Source organism: Bradyrhizobium sp. Leo170, assembly GCF_004296405.1.
Classification (GTDB): Bacteria; Pseudomonadota; Alphaproteobacteria; order Rhizobiales; family Xanthobacteraceae; genus Bradyrhizobium.
On sequence record NZ_PSRR01000119.1, the window covers coordinates 1 to 21,429 of the forward strand.

The 21,429-nt window shown below is 63.1% G+C and carries 16 protein-coding genes and 1 pseudogene; 3 read left to right on the top strand and 14 right to left on the bottom strand.

Features of this window, described 5'->3' with window-relative positions; translation table 11 throughout:
* The first annotated feature begins 696 nt into the window (after window positions 1-696).
* Window positions 697-1,287 (top strand): phasin family protein, encoded by a 591-nt coding sequence (locus CWO89_RS20495; protein ID WP_130580548.1) that lies wholly within the window; start codon window positions 697-699, stop codon window positions 1,285-1,287.
* Between the two features lie 7 nt (window positions 1,288-1,294).
* Here the strand turns inward: CWO89_RS20495 and CWO89_RS20500 are convergent, their stop codons facing one another.
* The 7 genes and pseudogenes from CWO89_RS20500 to urtA form a co-directional block, all read right to left on the bottom strand.
* Window positions 1,295-1,636 (bottom strand): FmdB family zinc ribbon protein, encoded by a 342-nt coding sequence (locus CWO89_RS20500; protein ID WP_130580549.1) that lies wholly within the window; start codon window positions 1,634-1,636, stop codon window positions 1,295-1,297.
* An 85-nt stretch (window positions 1,637-1,721) separates the two neighbouring features.
* Window positions 1,722-2,950: pseudogene (gene fmdA / locus CWO89_RS20505) on the bottom strand (formamidase).
* Between the two features lie 28 nt (window positions 2,951-2,978).
* On the bottom strand, window positions 2,979-3,668 hold the full coding sequence (gene urtE / locus CWO89_RS20510; protein WP_130580550.1) for an urea ABC transporter ATP-binding subunit UrtE: 690 nt from the start codon (window positions 3,666-3,668) through the stop codon (window positions 2,979-2,981).
* A gap of 68 nt (window positions 3,669-3,736) precedes the next feature.
* Window positions 3,737-4,492 (bottom strand): urea ABC transporter ATP-binding protein UrtD, encoded by a 756-nt coding sequence (gene urtD / locus CWO89_RS20515; protein WP_130580551.1) that lies wholly within the window; start codon window positions 4,490-4,492, stop codon window positions 3,737-3,739.
* 11 nt (window positions 4,493-4,503) lie between these two features.
* Window positions 4,504-5,643, bottom strand: a complete 1,140-nt coding sequence (gene urtC, locus CWO89_RS20520; RefSeq protein ID WP_130580552.1) for an urea ABC transporter permease subunit UrtC — start codon at window positions 5,641-5,643, stop codon at window positions 4,504-4,506.
* A gap of 19 nt (window positions 5,644-5,662) precedes the next feature.
* Window positions 5,663-6,589, bottom strand: coding sequence for an urea ABC transporter permease subunit UrtB (urtB, locus tag CWO89_RS20525; RefSeq protein WP_130580553.1), 927 nt, complete (start codon window positions 6,587-6,589; stop codon window positions 5,663-5,665).
* 124 nt (window positions 6,590-6,713) lie between these two features.
* On the bottom strand, window positions 6,714-7,976 hold the full coding sequence (urtA, locus tag CWO89_RS20530; protein ID WP_130580554.1) for an urea ABC transporter substrate-binding protein: 1,263 nt from the start codon (window positions 7,974-7,976) through the stop codon (window positions 6,714-6,716).
* Between the two features lie 175 nt (window positions 7,977-8,151).
* Between urtA and CWO89_RS20535 the strand changes: the two genes are divergently transcribed.
* Window positions 8,152-11,520 carry a hybrid sensor histidine kinase/response regulator gene (locus CWO89_RS20535; RefSeq protein ID WP_130580555.1) on the top strand — a complete coding sequence of 1,123 codons (3,369 nt, stop codon included), beginning with the start codon at window positions 8,152-8,154 and terminating at the stop codon, window positions 11,518-11,520.
* Window positions 11,510-12,436, top strand: coding sequence for a response regulator (locus CWO89_RS20540; protein WP_130580556.1), 927 nt, complete (start codon window positions 11,510-11,512; stop codon window positions 12,434-12,436). The genes CWO89_RS20535 and CWO89_RS20540 overlap by 11 nt, the downstream gene beginning before the upstream one ends.
* A gap of 103 nt (window positions 12,437-12,539) precedes the next feature.
* Here the strand turns inward: CWO89_RS20540 and CWO89_RS20545 are convergent, their stop codons facing one another.
* The 7 genes from CWO89_RS20545 to CWO89_RS20575 form a co-directional block, all read right to left on the bottom strand.
* On the bottom strand, window positions 12,540-13,442 hold the full coding sequence (locus tag CWO89_RS20545) for an SMP-30/gluconolactonase/LRE family protein (RefSeq protein ID WP_207234528.1): 903 nt from the start codon (window positions 13,440-13,442) through the stop codon (window positions 12,540-12,542).
* A 169-nt stretch (window positions 13,443-13,611) separates the two neighbouring features.
* The gene (locus CWO89_RS20550; protein WP_130580557.1) at window positions 13,612-16,311 is read right to left on the bottom strand and encodes a nitrate reductase; all 2,700 of its coding nucleotides are present in this window, start codon (window positions 16,309-16,311) and stop codon (window positions 13,612-13,614) included.
* Window positions 16,308-17,516 (bottom strand): NAD(P)/FAD-dependent oxidoreductase, encoded by a 1,209-nt coding sequence (locus CWO89_RS20555; RefSeq protein ID WP_130580558.1) that lies wholly within the window; start codon window positions 17,514-17,516, stop codon window positions 16,308-16,310. The genes CWO89_RS20550 and CWO89_RS20555 overlap by 4 nt, the downstream gene beginning before the upstream one ends.
* Window positions 17,517-17,526: 10 nt before the next feature.
* Window positions 17,527-17,952 carry a globin family protein gene (locus CWO89_RS20560; RefSeq protein WP_130580559.1) on the bottom strand — a complete coding sequence of 142 codons (426 nt, stop codon included), beginning with the start codon at window positions 17,950-17,952 and terminating at the stop codon, window positions 17,527-17,529.
* Window positions 17,953-17,973: 21 nt separating this feature from the next.
* Window positions 17,974-18,768, bottom strand: coding sequence for an ABC transporter ATP-binding protein (locus CWO89_RS20565; RefSeq protein WP_130580560.1), 795 nt, complete (start codon window positions 18,766-18,768; stop codon window positions 17,974-17,976).
* Between the two features lie 11 nt (window positions 18,769-18,779).
* Window positions 18,780-19,676, bottom strand: coding sequence for a nitrate ABC transporter permease (gene ntrB / locus CWO89_RS20570; protein ID WP_130580561.1), 897 nt, complete (start codon window positions 19,674-19,676; stop codon window positions 18,780-18,782).
* 63 nt (window positions 19,677-19,739) lie between these two features.
* A complete protein-coding gene (locus CWO89_RS20575; protein WP_130580562.1) occupies window positions 19,740-21,059 on the bottom strand; it encodes a CmpA/NrtA family ABC transporter substrate-binding protein in 1,320 nt (439 codons plus the stop codon).
* Between the last annotated feature and the right edge of the window lie 370 nt (window positions 21,060-21,429).

Below are 21,429 nucleotides of genomic sequence, written 5' to 3' on the forward strand. Positions count from 1 at the left end.
CGTGAAGGACGGCGCCGCGTGCTCGGCGGCCGGCATCCGAAACCCTTCACAGCAGCGGCCGGCGCAGACGCGCATGGCGGCGATTGGTCGGTGCCGAGGCTACTTTCGTCGGCGCCGTGTTCGCTTTAGGGGACCCAAGTTCGATTTGCCGAGACGCTTCGCATTCGCTGCTACGCGCCGTCGATAACGACGAACTATTTCATCTCCCGAAGCTCCAGACATTAACCTTGTGCCGGCTTCGACGGCCGCATCGATCTTTTCGCTGATCATGAGTTCGGCCTCGCGCCGGGCTCCTCTGCCACCCAACATCAGCTTCATCAGCCGCAGCGCAATCACATGATTGGCCTCAACCGCCAGCATCGTCAAAGATTTGAACCTTCGCCGACCCCTCAATCGCCGCATTACCAACTCCCCTACTGGACCATTGACCCACGGAGAACTCGCGCGACCTCTTATTGGGCTTGGGCTCCGGTGACGGCGCCGCGATGGCTGCCCAGTATATGAGCCGTGCTTAAGAGAACAAACCTTCCCGTGCCCCAACGCAGCCGGAAATGGGCACGAGATGGCCGCCGGCGCCCCTCCTTCCAAATGTCACCACATGACTGCCACGCGAAGAACAAAGCCCAACCGCGAATCCAGCGCAAACACGACGGAGGCTTGCTGATCAATTGATATTTGATATCCGGAGCGATTCCAATGTTGAGTGCGGATGGGAATAAGCCGGTCGGAAAATCCAGCCAGCGCAAGGGGAAGACAGGACAGCAGCGCAAGAAGACTGTGCCGAGCAAGGAAGCCCGCGCACAACAAGTTCCCGAGCCGGCGCCCGTGGCGGTCCAACTGGAGGGCGCCCAACAACAAATCAATGAACGTGAGCAGATCAGCGAGGAGATTCAGTTCAACGAGCCGATCAGCACACCGGTCGCGTCGATCGAAAGCGCGTCGGTTGAGGCTTCCGCGACTGATACCGTCCCCGCCCTTCCCATCGTAGCGGCCGAGCCCGTCGCCGTCAGCGTAGCAACGATCGCCGATGCCTACAGCGACTATACCAGGAAATCGCTGAACCAAACCTTATGCTTCCTGGAGAAGCTCGCGGCCGTCCGCTCGCTCGACAAGGTGTTTGAGCTTCAGACGGAATTTGCGAAGCAGGCTTTCGAGACCTTCGTCGCCGAGTCGGAGAAGATCCGCAAACTCCACGGCGAACTGGCCAGGCAGAGAGTGGTGGGCTTCGAAGGGTTCGTCGCCAGGATCACCCAACCGACACTGGAGCTGCGCGCTACGCGCCACTAACCGAGTTCTAATGGCTGATCATCCAGGGGCGCGCGGTTGGAAAGCCCTTGGCGCCAGTCTTGCTCTTGGTCATCAGGCGCGCCGGCTTTTTGCCGGTGCAGCAGCCGCAGCCGGGGCCGTGTGAGGCCTTGTACTGGTCGAGCGTTTTCGGTGCATGCGCGCTGCGCTCGTTGACGACATGGGCCTTGCGCTTGTCGGAAGGCATGCAGAAGAAGCTCGGCGCGGTCAGGATGACGCGCGGCGATTGCGCTTCGCATTGCGGGCAGTCTTGCGGCAGGTCGCATTCGGACATCGGCCGCATGTCCTTGAACGGACCGCACTCGTTGCAGAGATATTCGTAGACGGGCATTTTTCCTCGCGCGATCAGGCTTGAAAACTCGCGACGGATGCGGGGCGGCAAATGCGCGCGTCCCGCACCCTTCTCGCGCAGGGAGTTACTTGTCCGGCGAGATCGGCATCTGGATGTCGCCCGTGATATGCTTGATCGGCCCGGCCGACGACGGCATCACGTCGAAGTCGAAGATCTCCGTCGGCAGCCATAGCGTGGCGCAGGCATTGGGCACGTCGACGACCCCGGAGATGTGGCCCTGGCACGGCGCGGTGCCGAGGATCGAATAGGCCTGCGCGCCGGAGTAGCCGAACTTCTTCAGATATTCGATCGCGTTCAAACAGGCCTGGCGATAGGCGATGTGAACGTCGAGGTAATGCTGCTTGCCGGCTTCGTCGACCGAGATGCCTTCGAAGATCAGGAAGTCCTTGTAGTTCGGCGTGATCGGCGACGGCTTGAAGATCGGATTCTTGATGCCGTACTTCGCCACACCATCCTTGATGACATCGACCTTGATGTGCAGCCAGCCGGCCATCTCGATCGCGCCGCAGAAGGTGATCTCGCCGTCGCCCTGGCTGAAGTGGAGGTCGCCCATCGAGAGCCCGCCGCCGGGCACATAGACCGGGAAGTAGATCTTCGAGCCGCGCGAGAGATCCTTGATGTCGCAATTGCGCCATGCTCGCGCGGCGGCACGGTGCGCGCGCCTTCCGCGCCGATCTTGGCCTTGACGTCGTCCTTGGCGCGGCCGGCATGCGCGGTCGGCGCGAACGGCGGATTGGCGAGCCCAGGAACGCGGGTCGGATTGGTCGCGATCAGTTCGGCCTCGCGCGCGTTCCAGGTCGACAGCAGTTTTGGATCGGGCAGGCAGCCGATCAGGCCGGGATGGATCAGGCCGGCGAAGTTGACGCCGGGAACGTGGCGCGACGAGGTGTAGAGGCCCTTGATGTCCCAGATCGACTTCTGCGCCAGCGGGAAATGATCAGTCAGGAAGCCGCCGCCGTTCTGCTTGGAGAAGAAACCGTTGAAGCCCCACAGGCTCTCCTTGAGCGGGCCGACGTCGAGGAGATCGACGACCAGGAGATCGCCAGGCTCGGCGCCCTTGACGCCGATCGGGCCGGATAGGAAGTGCACGATCGACAGGTCGATGTCGCGCACGTCATCGGCGGAATCGTTGTTCTTGATGAAACCACCGGTCCAGTCATAGGTCTCGATGATGAAGTCGTCGCCGGGATTGACCCACGCCACGATCGGGATGTCCGGGTGCCAGCGGTTATGCACCATGTCGTTGTCGTAAGCCGATTTGGTGAGATCGACCTTGATGAGTGTCTCTGGCATCAAAAGCTCCCCTTTTTACTTGCCTTGGTTAGACGGACAGATATTTCGAGATCTGCGCGGCATCGACAGCATCACGCGGATCGTCGCGGACGATCTCGCCGTTCTCGATGACAAGCACACGGTCGGCGATGTCGAGCGCGAAGCTCAACACCTGCTCGGAGACCACGATCGAGAGACCACGCTCGTCACGGATGCGCCTCAAGGTGCGCGCCATCTCCTTGATGATCGAGGGCTGGATGCCCTCGGTCGGCTCATCCAGCAGCAGCACTTTCGGCTTGGTCGCGAGCGCCCGCGCAATCGCGAGCTGCTGCTGCTGGCCGCCGGACAGATTGCCACCGCGGCGGTTCTTCATCTCCAAGAGCACCGGGAATAGTTCGTAGATATCCCCGGGCACTTCGGACTCGCCGTGCACGACGAGGCCGGTCTCGATGTTCTCCTTCACCGTCATGGTGGAGAAGATCATGCGGCCTTGCGGCACATAGGCGAGGCCCTTGGCCACGCGCTCATAGCTTTCGAGCTTGTTGAGCTCGGTGCCATCCATGGTCACCGAGCCGCTCTTGGCCGGCAAGATGCCCATCAGCGACTTCATCAGCGTGGTCTTGCCCATGCCGTTGCGGCCCATGATCGCCACGATTTCGTTGGGCGCGACTGACACGTTGAGCCCGTGCAGCACCTCGCTCTGGCCATAGGCGACGTGAAGATCGGAGATTGCGAGCATCGACGTGTTCCTTATTTCTTGCGCATGATCTTGTCCGGAAACCGGACGCCACTTTCCGGGATCATGCGCTAGTGCCCGAGATAGACTTCGATGACCTTTGGATCGTTCTTGACGTGCTCCATCGTTCCCTCGGACAAAATCTGCCCCTGATGCAGCACGGTGACCTTGTGGGCGATGTCCTCGACGAATTTCATATCGTGCTCGATCACGAGCACGGAGCGGCCCTTGATGATGCGGTTGAGCAGTTCGGCGGTCTTGGCGCGCTCGGACACGCTCATGCCGGCGACGGGCTCGTCCAGCATCAGGAGGTCCGGGTCCTGGATCAGCAGCATGCCGATCTCGAGCCATTGCTTCTGCCCGTGGCTCAACTGGTCCGCATAGGTGTGGAGGCGATCTTTGAGGAAGATCATCTCGGCGACTTCCTCGACGCGCTCTTTCACCGTAGCGTCGCGCTGGAACGTGAGCGAGCCGAACACGGTCCGGCCGCGCGGGAAGGAAATCTCCAGGTTCTCGAACACGGTGAGGTCTTCGAACACCGAGGGCGTCTGGAACTTGCGGCCGACACCGGCCTGCACAATCTCGTTCTCGCGCAGCTTCGTCAGCTCCTGGCCGCGGAACTGGATCGAGCCCGAGGTAGCTTTGGTCTTGCCGCAGATCAGGTCAAGGACGGTGGTCTTGCCGGCGCCGTTGGGGCCGATGATGACGCGGATCTCGTTATCCTCGACATAGAAGGAGAGATCGTTGACCGCCTTGAAGCCGTCGAAGGAGACGGTGAGGCCGGAGACCGCAAGCAGGAAATCCTTGGGCTGATGACCGATGAGCATGACCCTCTCCCCTACTCTGCCGGTGCGCCGTCGGTGACGGGGAAGCCGTTACCGGGTTTCGACTTACGCGAGGCCAGCAGGCGATCGATGTGCGGCTGGACGTAGTCCTGCCAGATCCCTGAGAGCCCGTTCGGGAATGCCAGCACGACCGCGATGAAGAGCGCGCCCAGGCCGAACAGCCAGAGTTGCGGAAACGATTCCGACAGGCTGGTCTTGGCGAAATTGACCAGCAATGAACCCCAGACCGCGCCGAAGATCGACATCCGGCCGCCGACCGCGGTGTAGATCACCATCTCGATCGACGGCACGATGCCGACGAAAGATGGCGACATGAAGCCGACTTCGAGCGTGAACATGGCGCCGCCGATCGCGGCGAAGATCGCGGCAGCGCAGAAGGCGAAGATCTTGAAATTGGCGACGCTGTAGCCGGAGAAGCGAACGCGGTCCTCCTGCTCGCGCATTGCCACCAGGATGCGGCCGAGCTTCGTCAGTCGGATGAACTGCGCGGCGATGATGCAGGCAAACAGCAGCACGACCTCGACGAAATAGAGGATGAACTTGGCATGATCGGTGCGGATGTCCCAGCCGTGCAGCGTGCGGAGATCGGTGATGCCGTTGATGCCGCCGGTGTAGCCCTGCTGTCCGACGATCAGGATGGTCATGATCGCAGCGATCGCCTGCGTGATGATCGCGAAATAGACGCCGCCGACGCGCCGCTTGAACATCGCCGCGCCGATGATGAAGGCGAAGATTCCCGGCACCAGCATGATGGCGATCAGGGTGATCGGGAAGCTGTGGAACGGCTTCCAGAAAAAGGGAAGCTGCGTGAGCTGGTTCCAGTCCATGAAATCGGGAATGCCTGGAGTCGACTGAATCTTGGTGTTCTCGACGCTGGAGGCCTCGAGCTTCAGGTACATCGCCATGCAGTAGCCGCCGAGACCGAAGAACACGCCCTGCCCCAGGCTCAGGATGCCGCCATAGCCCCAGCACAGCACCAGACCAATGCCGACGAACGCGTAGGTCAGATATTTGGCGACCAGGTTGAGGCGGAAGATATCGAGCGACAGCGGCAGGATGACGAAGAGGAGGAGCGCGAGCGCGACGAAGCCGATCAGCTCGGTGCGGTTGAAAAAGCGCGAGTTGATGATCATGACCTTTGCCTGCTTGTTCTTACTTGCGGACCTTGAGTGCAAACAGTCCCTGCGGCCGCATCATCAGGATCGCGACGATTGCCAATAGAGTGAGCACCTTCGCCATCGAGCCCGACAGGAAGAACTCCATGGTCGACTGCGCCTGCGAGATGGTGAAGGCCGAAGCGATGGTGCCGACCAGCGAGGCCGCGCCGCCGAACACGACGACGAGGAAAGTGTCGACAATGTAAAGCTGGCCGGCGGTCGGCCCCGTCGAGCCGATCATGGTGAAGGCGCTTCCCGCGATCCCTGCGATGCCGCAGCCGAGGCCGAAGGTGTAGCGGTCGACCTTCTCGGTGTTGATGCCGACGGCGCCCGCCATCACGCGGTTCTGCACGACGGCGCGGACCTGGCGGCCCCAGCGCGACCAGAACAGCAGATAGGCGACGACGATGGTGATCAGCACGGTGAGTCCCATCACGAACATGCCGTTGATCGGGATCTGGATCGCGTCGGTCGCCTGCCAGGAGCCCATCATCCATTCCGGCAGTTCGACGCCGACCTCGCGCGCGCCGAACAGCGAGCGATAGGCTTGCTGCAGGATCAGGCTCAATCCCCAGGTTGCCAGCAGCGTATCCAGCGGGCGCTTGTAGAGATGGCGTATCAGCGCCCATTCGACCAGCATCCCGAGCGCGCCGGAGGCGATGAACGCCAGGATCATCGCGAGGAAGAAGTAGCCAGGGAACAGCGACGGCAGATATTGCTGGAAGCCGTTCGACGTCATCCAGGTGACGTAGGCGCCCAGGATCATGAACTCGCCATGGGCCATGTTGATGACGCCCATCTGGCCGAAGATGATGGCGAGCCCCAGCGCCATCAGAACGTAGACCGAGAACAGGATCAGTCCGGCAAAGCCTTGCATGGCGAAGATGGCGCCGAGATCGCTGAGCGAATAGTCACCGAACATGATCCGTCCTCTGCATGGTCAGGTCTGCGCACGGGCGTGGCGCGTGCGTCTTGGAATGGCGCGGGCCCTGCGGCCCACGCCGACGTCATGAGAGTTGAGACGCGGCCTCAGGCGAGGCGCGTTCTCACTGGTAGCCCTTCGGGAACGGATCGGGCTCGACGAGATCGGCGGTCTCGTAGATCAGTTCGTACTGGCCGTCCGCCTTGGCGCGGCCGACGCGCGTCTTGGACCAGAGGTGATGGTTCTCGTGGATGCGGACATAGCCTTCGGGCGCGCCCTTGAACTCGACGCCGGGCGATGCCGCCGCGATCTTGTCGATGTCGAAGGAGCCCGCCTTCTCCACCGTCAACTTCCACAGCCACGGGCCGAGATAGGCGGCCTGGGTGACGTCGCCGATCACGGTTTTCTCGCCCCACATCTTCTTGAAGGCGGAGACGAAAGCCTTGTTGTTGGGATTGTCGAGCGACTGGAAATATTTCATGCAGGCATAGGCGCCTGCGATGTTTTCACCGCCGATGCCGTCGATTTCGTCTTCGGTCACCGAGATCGTGAGCAGCGTCTGCTTGGACAGATCGATGCCGGCCGCCTTGAGCTGCTTGTAGAAGGCGACGTTGGAGCCGCCGACGATGATGGCGTAGATCACGTCGGGCTTGGTCAGTTTGATCTTGTTGATGACCGAGTTGAACTGGGTGTGGCCGAGCGGGAAGTATTCCTCGCCAACGACCTTGGCGCCCTGCAGATGGCCCTCGATGTGCTTGCGCGCGATCTTGTTGGAGGTGCGCGGCCAGATGTAGTCGGAGCCGAGCAGATAGAAGGTCTTGGCGCCCTTGGTCTTGTTGACCCAGTCGAGGCCAGCGATGATCTGCTGGGTGGCTTCCTGGCCGGTGTAGATGACGTTCTTGGACTGCTCGAGGCCTTCGTAAAAGGTCGGGTAGTAGAGCATGCCGTTATACTGCTCGAACACCGGCAGCACCGCCTTCCGCGAGGCGGAAGTCCAGCAGCCCATCACGGCCGCGCATTTGTCGTTGACGAGGAGCTTCTTCGCCTTCTCGGCGAAGGTCGGCCAGTCGCTGGCGCCGTCCTCCTGGATGAACTTGATCTTGCGGCCGAGCACGCCGCCTTCCGCATTGATCTGCTCAATTGCCAGTTTTTCCGCTTCGACCGACCCGGTCTCGGAGATTGCCATGGTGCCGGTGACGGAGTGCAGGATGCCGACGGTCACTTCGCTATCGGTGACGGCAAGGCCGGTGGTGTTGACCGCGGACGTTGGCGGAGCTTCCGCAAACGAGGCGCGTGGAAGCATCGAGATGGCCGGCAGCGCCGCCATTCCCATCAGGAGCTTGCGCCGAAGCGGCGACCGCAGGCCCGGTTTCTTTTCGTCTGACATGAGCACCCCAACTGGTTCGAGAACGCGCTTAATGGTCAGGCGAGGATTGCCCAGATTTGTGCAGCGCACTGATACGCAAGATTGCGTATACTGCACCGCAAAATAGCGACGTAGGTTCTGGTACGGGATTTGCGAGCCAACGGGCGAGACCGACGTCGGCTCAGGAGGTGGGGAATTGGCAGGGCGGCAGCGGATAGACCGCGTCAGGCGCCAGTATAATCAGTGGGTTGCCAACCAGACGCTGGAGGACTACGCGCTGCGCTTCACCGCAAAGAGCGCGCGCCGCTGGTCCGCCGCCCGCGTTGCCAACACCGCGCTGGGCGCGATCTCGTTCCTGGCGCTGGAAGCGATCGGCGGCACCATCACGCTGAACTATGGCGCGATGAACGCGACCGCCGCCATCCTCGTGGTCAGCGCCATCATCTTCTGCTGCGGACTGCCGATTGCCTATAACGCCGCCAAGTTCGGCATCGATATCGACCTTCTGACGCGCGGCGCCGGCTTCGGCTATATCGGCTCGACCATCACCTCGCTGATCTACGCCTCCTTCACCTTCATCTTCTTTGCGATCGAGGCGGTGATCCTCGCCACCGCGCTTGAAATGTGCTTCGGTATCCCGCGGCCGATCGGCTACGTCATCAGTGCGGTCGTGATCATCCCGCTGGTGGTCTACGGCATCACCCTGATCAGCCGCTTCCAGTTGTGGACGCAGCCGATCTGGATCGTGCTGCACATCCTGCCTTTTGCCGCGATCGCCTATGCCCATCCGCGCTCCTTCATCGAGTGGCGCAACTTCGCCGGCGAGCATGGCGACCCCTCCGGCCAGATCGACTTGCTGCTGTTCGGCACCGCGGCGTCCGTGGTGTTCTCGCTGGTGGCGCAGATCGGCGAGCAGGTCGACTTCCTCCGCTTCCTGCCGCGCGACCGGCGGACGTCGCGGCGGGCGTGGTGGATCGCGCTGCTCAGCGCGGGGCCGGGCTGGATCGTGCTGGGCGCGCTGAAGCTGTTGGCGGGATCGTTCCTCGCCTTCTTCGCGCTCAGCCACGGCGTTTCCTATGAGCACGCCGCCGAGCCCGCGAACATGTATCTGGAAGCGTATCGCTACGTGCTGTCGCAGCCGGATCTGGCGCTGGCGCTGACCGGCACGTTCGTGATCCTGTCGCAGGTGAAGATCAACGTCACCAACGCCTATGCCGGATCGATCGCCTGGTCGAACTTCTTCTCCCGCCTCACCCACAGCCATCCCGGCCGCGTGGTCTGGCTGGTGTTCAACGTGATCGTCGCGCTTCTCTTGATGGAGATCGGCGTCTACAAGGCGCTGGAGCAGACGCTCGCGCTCTATTCCAATGTCGCGATCGCCTGGGTCGGTGCTCTCGTGGCCGACCTTGTCGTCAACAAGCCACTGGGCCTCCGACCGCAACACATCGAATTCAAGCGCGCCCATCTCTGCGACATCAACCCGGTCGGCGTCGGCGCGATGCTGATTGCGACCATCGTCTCGATCAGTGCCTTCTACGGCGTGTTCGGTCCGACCGCCAAAGCGCTCTCCGCCTTCGTCGCGCTTGCGGTTGCCTTCGTCACCGCGCCGCTGATCGCCTGGGTCACCGACGGCAAATATTATATCGCGCGCAAGCCGAAGCGGAGCTGGCAGAACCTCGATCAGATCCAGTGCTGCATCTGTGAACATTCGTTCGAGCCTGAGGATATGGCCGCCTGCCCTGCCTATGCCGGCCCGATCTGCTCCTTGTGCTGCTCGCTGGATGCGCGCTGCCATGACCTCTGCAAGCCGCATGCGCGGATCCAGGCGCAGGTGTCGGAGACCCTGGGCAAATTGCTGCCGCAGCCGATCTATGCCCGCATCAATTCGCAGCTCGGGCATTATCTCGGTGTATTCGCGGTCTCCGCTGGCCTGGTCGGGCTGGTGCTCGGCCTGATCTATCTGCAGACCTCGGCGACTGTTGAAGCCGGCGACCTATTGTCGGACGTGCTGTGGAAGGTCTTCTTTGCGTTGACCATCATCATCGGCGTGGTCGCCTGGCTGTTCGTGCTAGCGCAGCAGAGCCGACGCGCGGCGGAGGAAGAGACCCGGCGGCAGACCGCGCTCCTGATCCAGGAAATCGACGCCCACAAGCGCACCGACGCCGAATTGCAGCGCGCCAAGGAAGTCGCCGAATCCGCCAACCTCGCCAAGAGCCGCTATGTCGTCGGCCTGAGCCACGAGCTCCGCTCGCCGCTGAACGCGATCTCCGGCTACGCGCAACTGCTCGAGCAGGACAATACCCTGCAGACGCGGCCACGCGAGCAAGTGCGCGTGGTCCGCCGCAGCGCCGACCATCTCTCCGGATTGATCGACGGCATCCTCGACATCTCCAAGATCGAGGCCGGCCGGCTGTATCTTTCCCGCGACGAGGTTCGCCTGAATGATTTCCTCGACCAGCTCGTCGGCATGTTCCGCCTGCAGGCGGCGGCGAAAGGCGTCGAATTCATCTTCAAGCGACCTGCCGTGCTACCGCTCGTGGTCTACGCCGACGAGAAGCGGCTGCGGCAGATCCTGATCAACTTGTTGTCGAACGCGATCAAGTTCACGCAAACAGGGCATGTGCAATTCGTCGTGCACTACCGCAGCCCGGTCGCCGAATTCGAGGTGATCGACACCGGCCCCGGCATCCAGCCGGACGATCTCGAACGCATCTTCGCGCCGTTCGAGCGCGGCGCGCTCGGTGTCTCCCAGCCGCAGACCGGCACCGGCCTCGGGCTGACCATCAGCCGGCTGCTGGCCGGCGTGATGGGCGGCGACATCAAGGTGATCAGCAGCGTCGGCGCCGGCAGCACGTTCCGGGTCAAGATATTGCTCTCGGAAGTGACAAATCCGCGGCGCAGCGCGCCGACCGATGCGCCGGTCTATGGCTATCATGGTCCGCGCAAGACGATCCTGATCACCGACGATGATCCGACGCACCGCGATCTCCTGCGCGAAGTGCTGGCGCCGCTCGGCTTCATCCTGCTCAGCGCGCCCGATGGTCCCGGCTGCTTAGCGCTGGCGCAGCATTGCCGGCCCGACCTGTTCCTGCTCGACATCTCCATGCCGGGCATGGACGGCTGGACGGTCGCGGAAGCGCTGCGCTCGGCCGGCCATCACCAGGCACGCATCCTGATGATCTCGGCGAGCGCGCTGGAGGCGCATGGCGCCCCGCTGGCGCAGCCGTTCCACGACGGTTACCTGATGAAGCCGATCGATATTCCGCGCCTGCTCGAGACCATCCGCCTGCTGCTCAAGCTCGACTGGCAGCATGACGCCGACGAGGTGGCCGTGCCGCCGTGGCAGCCGGAGAGCGGCTCGCGGCCGCCGGTGAAATATATCGAGGAACTGATCGGCCTCGGGCAATTGGGCTATATCCGGGCGATCCAGCTCAAGCTCGACGAGATCGGCACCGAACATCCCGAGCACGCCGATTTCGTCTCGCAGATGCGCTCCCTGGTCGATCGCTTCGACCTCGATCAATACATGGCGACCCTGAAGGCGCTGCACAGCTATGACCATTGAAAGCAAGAAGCGCGACGTCGCGCTCGTCGTCGACGACTCGCCGGAGACGCTGCGGCTCCTGACTGACGCGCTCGACGGTGCCGGCATGACCGTGATGGTGGCGCTCGACGGCGCCTCAGCGATGCGGATCGTGGACCAGATCACGCCTGACATCGTGCTGCTCGACGCGGTCATGCCCGGGATCGATGGCTTCGAGACCTGCCGCCGGCTGAAACGCGACGCCGGGCTCGACAATGTGCCGATCATCTTCATGACGGGCCTCGCCGAAACCGAGCACATCGTGCGCGGACTGGAAGCCGGTGGCGTCGACTATGTGACAAAGCCGATCGTGGTGCAGGAGATGCTGGCGCGCATCCGCGTCCATCTCGCCAATGCGCGGATGACGCAGAGCGCGCGCGCCGCGCTAGACGTCTCCGGCCGCTATCTGCTCGCGGTCAATGATGCCGGCAAGATCCTGTGGGCGACGCCACAGGCGCAGCGGCTGCTGTCGGACACGCTGGCGGAAGACGGCGACGACGTCGTGCTGCCCGATCCGATCCCGCAATGGCTGGAGCAGGCGCAGAAGGGCAAGACGGCAGCAAAGACCACGACCATGGCGTCGTTTCCCGGCAACGAGCAATTGCGGCTGCAATATATGGGCAAGCTCGGCGCCAATGAATTCCTGCTGCGGCTGGCGAAAGACACCAGCGCCGATATGCCCGCGGAATTCTCCAGCGAACTCGGCCTCACCACGCGCGAGGGCGAGGTGCTGTCATGGCTCTCCAAGGGCAAGACCAACCGCGACATCGCGCAGATTCTGGGCTTAAGCCCGCGCACGGTCGACAAGCATCTGGAACAGATCTACTCCAAGCTCGGCGTGGAGAACCGCACCGCGGCGGCGGCGATCGCTGTGAATGCGAAGAACAGGAAGTCGTGAGGCAAATTTCACCGTCCGTCATTGCGAGCGAAGCGAAGCAATCCACCTCTCCACTTGCGGAGACATGGATTGCTTCGTCGCTTCGCTCCTCGCAATGACGGCGCTACTTATCAAGCACGCTGATATCAGCGACCAGCACGCTGCCCGTCGCGGACTCCGTGATGTAGAGCCGGTCACGGTTCGGGCCGCCAATCGCGACATTGGTGACGGCATTCCCGGCGCGGGACTTGATGCGGGCGATCAGCTCGCCTGACGGCGCGAACACGAAGACGTGGCCAAGCGAGACATGGGCGACGAACAGCCGGCCGGCTTTGTCCATCGTGATCCCATCCGGACCGCCGGGGCCGAACATCGAGCAGAAGCGGCCGACCTTGGACACGCTGCCGTCCTTCATGAACGGCGCGCGCCACACCGCGTTGTCGCGGGTCATCGCGACGAACAGCACGGCCTCGTGCGGATCGAGCACCAGCCCGTTGGGGCTGACGCCGGTCTGGATCAGGCAATCGAGCTGGCCGCTTGAGCGCAGGCGATAGACCCGACCGCTCGGATCGTGCAGGCCGGTCTGGCCCTGGTCGGTGAAATAGATATCGCCGTTGGAGGCGATGTGCAGATCGTTGCAGCCGCGGAACGATTCCGAATTTCGCGAGGCGAGCACCGGCTGCATCCGCCCTGCCCGCGCGTCGAGCTCCATGATGCCGTGCCGGTAGTCGGCGACAAGGATGCGGCCTTTGGAATCGATCTTCAGCCCGTTCGGCCATCCCTGATACTCGACGGCCAGCGACCATTTCCTGTCAGGCGAAATCTTGAAGATGCGGCCGAAAGGAATGTCGACGATGTGGAGATTGCCGTCGGCGTCGAAGGACGGGCCTTCGATAAAGCAATCGGTCGGCTGGCCCGGGCGATTGGCATTGGCCCATTCGGTAGACTGATTGCGCCGGAATTCGTCCGGCATGGCGGAGAAGACCGTGGTCTCGATCAGTTTCGGCGGCGTTTCCAGGTACAGCATTTCTTGGTTCACCCGTTAGCGGAACGGGCGGCACCATAGAGGACATCGAAGGCGACGTCGATTAGCTCCCCACCGTCATTGCGAGGAGCCCTTGCCACGAAGCAATCCATGCCTCCACAAGCGGCGAGATGGATTGCTTCGCTGCGCTCGCAATGACGTGGGGAGAGACCTAATTGGCCGCAGCCAATGGTGGGTGTTCAGGATCTCGCGCCCCCGTCTGCGCCATGAGCCGCTTCAATTCCGGGATGCAGGAGCCGCAATTGGTTCCGGCCTTGAGTTTCGCGCCGATCTCGGCCGGCGAGCTCGCACCCGCCGCAATCGCATCGCAAATCGTCGCGCGGCCGACGCCGAAGCAGGCGCAGACGATCGGGCCGGCATTGGCGAGGCCGTCCGCCGACTTGCCTGATAGCAGCATGCGCCGCTGCGCATCGCTGAGCGTATCGGCGGCGAACGAGCTTTTCACGACGTTCCAGTCACCGGCATCATCAGCCGGGCCGATAAACAGACAGCTCTCGATGCGACCGTCCTTGAAGGAAGCGCCGCGGTAGATGCCGCCGCCGAAATCCTTGTATTCGGCGAGATCGCCTTCGGTGTTCATCCTGAGCCAGAGCTGCCAGCCTAACAGGTCGGCATTGTCTGCGAACAAATAGCCGTGACCGCCACTGACCGCGACGCGCGCGACCCAGGCATGCGCGGGCAACTGCAGCGGTTGGCGCGACAGCGCAAAACCGCGGAACACATATTCGTAAGGCGCGATCGCGGCCGGCGTCGCCTTGTTCTCGGGCTGGCCGGAGAACGGATCGGTGAAGGGCGCGACCAGCGAGCCGACGCGGGCGCCGGTCGCGGTGGCCTCGCTCCAATGGATCGGCGCGAACAGCATGCCGCGCTGCTGGCGCTCGCTGACGACGACGCGGAGCGTGCATTGTCCGTAGTCGGTGGTGACGCGGGCAAAGCTGCCGTCGCTCACGCCGTAGCGCAGCGCATCGTCTGGATGCACTTCGACGAACGGCTCGGGCAGATGTTGGCCGAGCCTCGGGCTCGCGCCGGTGCGCGTCATCGTGTGCCACTGGTCGCGGATGCGGCCGGTGTTGAGCCGCAACGGCCGCGCCGGCGTCGTCTCGGTCCGTAGCGCCGGAATCTCCGGCGCGATGAAGCGCGCCTTGCGATCATTGGCGAAGAAGCCGCCTTCAGCGAAAAAACGCGGCTGCGGCGACGCATCCTGCCGCATAGGCCATTGCACCGGCGGCATCCCGTCAAAAGCCTCGTCCGACAGCGACATCAGCGCGCCGATATCGAAATCCCGGATGCCGTTGTTTTCAAACGCCGACAGCGCCGCGTGCTCGCGGAAGATGTCCGCAGCGGATTTGAAGTCGAACGCCGCACCAAAGCCGAGGCGCCTTGCGACCTCGCAAAGAATCCACCAATCCGGCTGCGCCTCGCCCGGCGACTCCAGGAACGCGCGCTGACGCGAGATGCGGCGCTCGGAATTGGTCACCGTGCCGGATTTCTCGCCCCAGGCCTGCGCCGGCAACAGCACATGCGCGCCGGCATCGACAGTGTCGTTGGAGCGGACATTCTCCGACACCACGAACAGCTCCAGCTTCTTCAATGCTTCACGCGCAGCGTCGGCATCCGGCAGCGACACTGCCGGATTGGTGCCCATCACCCACAGCGCCTTGATCTCGCCGCGTCCGATCGCCTCGAACATCTGCACTGCCTTCGACCCCTCATGGGTGGCGATGCGCGGCGCCTTCCAGAAACGGCGGACGCGGTCGATGTCCGGCGGCGTGAAGACCATATGGGCGGCGAGCTGGTTGGCGAGCCCGCCGACTTCGCGCCCGCCCATCGCGTTCGGTTGTCCCGTCAGCGAGAACGGGGACGCGCCGACCTTGCCGATGCGGCCCGTGGCGAGGTGGCAGTTGAGGATGGCGTTGACCTTGTCGGTGCCCTGCGCCGACTGATTGACACCCTGCGAATACAGGGTCACCGCACGCGGCGTGTTGGCGAACATCTTGAAGAACGTCGCGACGTCCTGCTCGGAGAGGCCGGTCGCGAGCGCCGTCGCGCCGACGCTGCCGGCCATGCCGCGGGCGCGCGCCAGCGCCTCGTCGAAGCCGACCGTATAGTGGTCGATATAGGTGTGGTCGAGCGCGCCGCTGTCAGCAAGATGCACCAGCAGGCCGCAGAACAATGCGGTGTCGGTGCCGGGCTTCAAGCCGAGGAAGAGATCGGCATCCTCAGTCGTATCGGTGCGGCGCGGATCGATCACCACGATGCGCGCGCCACGCTGCTGCTTGTTGGCGAGCATGCGCTGGAACAGCACCGGATGGCACCAGGCGGCGTTGGAGCCGACCAGCACCAGGAGGTCGGCCTGTTCGAGATCCTCGTAACAGCCGGGCACGGTGTCGGCGCCGAAGGCGCGGCGGTGGCCTGCGACCGAGGACGACATGCACAGCCGCGAATTGGTGTCGACATTGGCGCTGCCGATGAAGCCTTTCATCAGCTTGTTGGCGACGTAGTAATCCTCCGTCAGCAACTGACCGGAGAGATAGAACGCGACCGCACCGGGGCCGTCGCGCGCGATGATGTGCTTGAAGCGGTGTGCGACATGGTCGAGCGCGTCGCTCCAGGCGATGCGCTCCATCCCGTTGTCGCAGCGGATCATCGGATAGAGCAGCCGGTTCGATAACCCGAGCGTCTCGCCGAGGGCGGAGCCCTTCGAGCACAGGCGTCCGAAATTAGCGGGGTGATCGGGATCACCCGCGATCGCGGCGCCGCCCTTGCCGTCAGGCGTCGCCAGGACGCCGCAGCCGACGCCGCAATAGGCGCAGGTGGTCTTGACGGTCCGGAGAGCGGGATCGGCGCTCATGCCGCCTCCGCCGTCGAACGGCCGAACATCATGTCGCCGCGAATCTTCGTAACGGGTCTCGCGCTACGGATCAGGTCGAGATACCAGAGCGCATCTGACGTGTCGCCGATCAGAACCGCGCCGGTCAGGCGCCCGTCTGCAATCACGAGCTTCTTGTAGGTCCCGTGGTTAACGTCGCTGAACACGATGCTCTCGCTGCCTTCGGCGCCCATGAAATCGCCGGCGGAAAACACGCTGACACCGGACACTTTCAAATTGGTTGCCACGATGCTGCCGGCATAGGCGACATCCTGCCCGGCGAGATGCCGCGCCAGCACGCGCGCCTGCTCATAGGCCGGCTCGACCAGGCCGTAGCAGACGCCGCGATGCTCGGCGCATTCGCCGACCGCGAACACGCCTTCCGCAGCGGTCTGTAAGCAATCGTCAACCACGATGCCGCGATTGACGGCAATGCCGGCTTCCTTTGCCAACGCGATGTTCGGCCGGATGCCGGCGGCGAAGATCACCGCGTCCGCCTTGATCAGGCGTCCATCCGCAAGCTCGACGCCTTCAACGCGGCCTTCGCCATGGATGCGCGCTGTGCTGGCCTCAAGCAGGATCTCGATGCCCTTCTGCTCGACCAGCGATTTCAAGAGTGCGCCTGCTGGAACATCGAGCTGGCGCTCCATCAACCGGTCCATCAGGTGCACTAGCGTCACCGGCGCCCCGGCCTTCGCAAGCCCATAGGCCGCTTCAAGCCCGAGCAAGCCGCCGCCGATCACGACCACGCGCGTCTTGCGTGCTGCGAGCGCGAGCAACAGGTCGACGTCGCGGCTGTCGCGAAACGTGTGCACGCCGGCCAGATCGGCGCCCGGCACGTTCAAGCGCAGCGCCGACGAGCCGGTGGTCAAGACGAGCTTCGAGAAGACGATGCTCTCCTCGCCTTCGATCTTCAGTTCGCGGCGGCCGACATCGATCTCGGTGGCGACGCAGCCATATTTCAGCGTGACGCCGCGGTCGCGCCACCATGATGCCGGCTGCAGCTCGATATCCTCCGACGTGGTCTCGCCGGCAAGAACGGAGGACAATAGCACGCGGTTATAGGCGAGCCGCGGCTCGCTGCCGATCACCGCGATGGCGTAGCGCCCGAGCGCCACCTTCGACAACTCGTCGACCAGGCGCGCAGCCGCCATCCCGTTGCCGACAATGACCAGAGGTTCGCTCACGGCGCATTCCCTATTCGGCAGCTCGGGTGCTGCCGTAAGCTTCCGAAATCATGTAGCCGGACAGCGTACCGTAGGCCGCGGTCCAGGCATCTGCGACATCAGACGTCCAGGCTTCGCCGAGACCCTTCTCCAAGGTCCACAACAGCGCGCCGCCGACAACGGGATAATGCTCCGGCTTGGTCCCGTAGCTCACATGCCGCTTGGCGAGCGCGCTTGCAGCGGGCAGCACGGATTGCAGATTGCTGAGCCCATTCACCACCACAGCCAGCACCGCCATCAGTTTCTTGCGCTGTTCGGTCATGTCGTCCGGAAACATCGCCCTCATCGCCGGCGCGACCTCGAACAAGCGATCATAGAAGAGGGTCGCCGCCTGCTCGGAGATCGGCGCGACCTTGGAGAAACTCTCTTGCACGAGTTTGACTTGCTCCGGTGTCATGCTGCGCTCCGTGGTTGGAACCTACGCCGCTTCGACGAAGCGATGCCGCTCGTAGAGGAATTCGAGCACGCGCTGCCGGCACTTGAGGTAGCTGGAGTTGGTGGCGAGCTCGAGCCGCTTGCGCGGCCGCGCCAGCGGCACTTCCAGCACTTCACCGATCCGTGCGCTCGGACCGTTGGTCATCATCACGATGCGGTCCGACAACAGCACCGCCTCGTCGACGTCATGGGTGATCATCAAGATGGTATTGCCGAGCTTCTGGTGCAGAGCCATCACGGAATCTTGCAGATGCGCGCGGGTCAGCGCGTCGAGCGCGCCAAAGGGCTCGTCCAGCAGCAGCACCTTCGGCTCCATCGCGAGCGCCCGCGCGATGCCGACGCGTTGCTTCATGCCGCCGGAGATTTCGTTGGGGCGCTTGTCCTTGGCATGCGCCATCTGCACGAGGTTGAGATTGTGCATCACCCAGGCGTCGCGCTCGGCCCGCGTCTTGGTCTTGGCGAACACTTTGTCGACGCCGAGCTTGACGTTCTCGTAGACCGTCAGCCAGGGCAGCAGGCTGTGGTTCTGGAACACCACCGCGCGATCCGGACCCGGCGAGTTGACCTCGCGGTTCTCCAGCAGCACGCCGCCATGGGTGGCGCCAGTGAGGCCGGCCACGATGTTGAGCAGCGTGGACTTGCCGCACCCGGAATGGCCGATGATCGAGACGTATTCGCCCTTCTCGATCGTCAGGTTGATGTCCTTCAAAACCTCGGTCGTGGAATTGCCGCGGGTGAAGGTCTTGTCGATGTGATCGAGCTTCAGATAGGCGTGCATGACATTTCCCTTCAGTTCACGGCGGTGCCGTGGGTCACGAACTTCGCCAGCCCGGCGATCAGGCGGTCGAGCACGAAGCCGATGATGCCGACATAGAACAGCGCCAGGATGATTTCGCTGATGTGCGAGGAATTCCAGGCATCCCAGATGAAGAAGCCGATACCGACGCCGCCGATCAGCATTTCGGCTGCGACGATCGCGAGCCAGGACAGCCCGATACCGATGCGCAAGCCAGTGAAGATGTAGGGCGCCGCCGCCGGAATCATGATCTTGGAGAAGAACTCGAGCGGATTGAGCTGCACGACCGCGGCGACGTTGCGGTAATCCTGCGGGATATTCCGGATGCCGACCGCGGTGTTGATGATGATCGGCCACACCGAGGTGATGAAGATCACGAAGATTGCCGACGGATGGCCGTCGCGGAAGGCCGCGAGCGACAGCGGCAACCAGGCGAGCGGCGGGATCGTGCGCAGGACCTGGAACAAGGGATCAAGCCCGCGCATCGCCCAGACCGATTGACCGACCAGCGTGCCGAGCGCAACTCCGACGATCGCCGCGATCGAATAGCCATAGGCGACGCGCTGCAGGCTCGCCGACAGGTGCCAGAACAAGCCCTTGTCGATGCCGCCGTGATCGAAGAACGGATCGAAGATCAATTCCCTGGTATCGCTGAACACGCGCGAGGGCGGCGGCAGTGCCGAGCCGGCGCGCCGGCAGATCAGCTCCCAGACCACGAGCAGGAGCGCGACCACGATCAGCGGCGGCACCACGCGCACCGCGACCTCCTTCGCCATCTTGGCATATTTCTCGGACTGCGGCGCACGCTTCGGCGTCATGGTCACGACCGGCGCGGAGGCGACCGGAAGCGCCGTCGTCGCGGCGTCGGTTTTCACTGCAGGCATAGACATCGAAAATCTCTCTCCGTGTTCAAGGTGCCGGGCCACGCGCACATGCGCGCGGCCTTGCGCGGATCAGACGTCAACACGCTTGATGGACAGCGACTTCAGGTAGGCCGACGGATTCTCGGGATCGAACACCTTGCCGTCGAAGAAGGTCTCCTTGCCGCGCGAGGTCGAGGTCGGAATTTCGGACGCGGGCACGCCCATTTCCTTGGCCGCCTCGCGCCACATATCTTCGCGATTGACCTTGGCGATCAGCGCCTTGGTGTCGAAGCCCGCTTCATACTTGCCCCAGCGGATGTCTTCCGTGAGGAACCAGAGATCGTGGCTCTGGAACGGATAGGACGCGAAATCGCGCCAATACTTCATGACGTGCGGCGAGTTCTCGACCACCTTACCGGGGATGCCGTAGTCGAACTTGCCGGCGGTGCGGTCATAGACGTCCTCGACCGGGCAATTCATCCATTGCCGCTTGCCCATGATCGAAGCGAGTTCCTGCTTGTTCTCCGCCTTGTCGGACCATTGCTGGGCTTCCATCACCGCCATCAGCAGCGCCTTGGCGGCTTTCGGATATTTGTCGACGAAAGCGGCGCGCATGCCGAACGACTTTTCCGGATGCTTGTTCCATATTTCCCCGGTCGTGACAGCGGTGTAGCCGATGCGCTGGTGGATCAACTGCAGATTCCAGGGCTCACCGACGCAAAAGCAATCCATGGTGCCGACCTTCATATTGGCGACCATCTGCGGCGGCGGGACAACGATGGTCTCGATGTCTTTGTCGGGATCGATGCCGCCGGCGGCGAGCCAATAGCGGATCCAGAGATCATGGGTGCCGCCTGGGAAGGTCATGGCCGCCTTCACGGCCTTGCCGGAGGCCTTCTTCTTTTCCAGCGCCGCCTTGAACGGCGTGGCGTCGACGCCGAGTTTGAGATCGGCATATTCGCCGGCGACCGAGATGCACTGACTGTCGAGGTTGAGCCGCGCCAGGATGTACATCGGCGTCGGCTGGTTGTTCTGCGTCACCTTGCCGGCGGAGATCAGGTAAGGCATCGGCGTGAGGATATGTGCGCCGTCGATGCCGTTGCCTTCCGAGCCGAGCACGAGATTGTCGCGCGTCGTGCCCCATGAGGCCTGCTTCTGCACGTCGACATCGGGCATGCCGTATTTGGCGAAGATGCCCTTATCCTTGGCGACGAACAGCGGGCCGGCGTCGCTGAGCGCGATGAAGCCGAGCTTGGCGCCCTTCACCTCGGGGCCCGCGCCTTGCGCGAATGCGCCGGCCGGTAAATTCAGTTTCGCCGCGGCGAGCAATGCGGCCGCTCCGCTAGCCGCCTTCAGAAGCTGGCGGCGGCTGACGCCATAGCGGCAGGTCTCTTTGGTCGGCTTCGTCATGCGTGCAAATGTCCTTTGCGTCTGAATGCCCGTCCGCTTGTGGCGCCGCGCTAAAGCGCACGGGGTCGCGTGCTGGGGAGGCCCCAGTCTGGCGGTGTCACAATTCGGATGATTGGTTTCGAGGGACGGCTTCAATGGCGTCGCAACATAGCCATTCAAGCTTCGTGCCAAGCCGCGACGTTGAAAAAATTCTAAGGAATGTAACGAGTTGGGAGTCGCATCGGTCTGCGCGGCTCGCCCGGTTCCGCCGCCAAAATTTGCGATTCGCTCAATCCTTGTGCGCCGCACAAGAATTAAGCAGATCATGTTCGGACCCGTAGCCCGGGTGGAGCGCAGCGCAACCAGGGACATCTGCGCGCGTGGTTACTGA

Bases quoted from the DNA above. Each gene is read 5' to 3' on its own strand.
- ntrB (WP_130580561.1), bottom strand. From the start codon at position 19,676: ATGTCTATGCCTGCAGTGAAAACCGACGCCGCGACGACGGCGCTTCCG.
- urtA (WP_130580554.1), bottom strand. From the start codon at position 7,976: ATGTCAGACGAAAAGAAACCGGGCCTGCGGTCGCCGCTTCGGCGCAAG.
- urtD (WP_130580551.1), bottom strand. From the start codon at position 4,492: ATGCTCATCGGTCATCAGCCCAAGGATTTCCTGCTTGCGGTCTCCGGC.
- CWO89_RS20575 (WP_130580562.1), bottom strand. From the start codon at position 21,059: ATGACGAAGCCGACCAAAGAGACCTGCCGCTATGGCGTCAGCCGCCGC.
- CWO89_RS20495 (WP_130580548.1), top strand. From the start codon at position 697: ATGTTGAGTGCGGATGGGAATAAGCCGGTCGGAAAATCCAGCCAGCGC.
- CWO89_RS20560 (WP_130580559.1), bottom strand. From the start codon at position 17,952: ATGACACCGGAGCAAGTCAAACTCGTGCAAGAGAGTTTCTCCAAGGTC.
- CWO89_RS20545 (WP_207234528.1), bottom strand. From the start codon at position 13,442: ATGCTGTACCTGGAAACGCCGCCGAAACTGATCGAGACCACGGTCTTC.
- urtB (WP_130580553.1), bottom strand. From the start codon at position 6,589: ATGTTCGGTGACTATTCGCTCAGCGATCTCGGCGCCATCTTCGCCATG.
- CWO89_RS20500 (WP_130580549.1), bottom strand. From the start codon at position 1,636: ATGCCCGTCTACGAATATCTCTGCAACGAGTGCGGTCCGTTCAAGGAC.
- urtC (WP_130580552.1), bottom strand. From the start codon at position 5,643: ATGATCATCAACTCGCGCTTTTTCAACCGCACCGAGCTGATCGGCTTC.
- CWO89_RS20550 (WP_130580557.1), bottom strand. From the start codon at position 16,311: ATGAGCGCCGATCCCGCTCTCCGGACCGTCAAGACCACCTGCGCCTAT.
- urtE (WP_130580550.1), bottom strand. From the start codon at position 3,668: ATGCTCGCAATCTCCGATCTTCACGTCGCCTATGGCCAGAGCGAGGTG.
- CWO89_RS20540 (WP_130580556.1), top strand. From the start codon at position 11,510: ATGACCATTGAAAGCAAGAAGCGCGACGTCGCGCTCGTCGTCGACGAC.
- CWO89_RS20565 (WP_130580560.1), bottom strand. From the start codon at position 18,768: ATGCACGCCTATCTGAAGCTCGATCACATCGACAAGACCTTCACCCGC.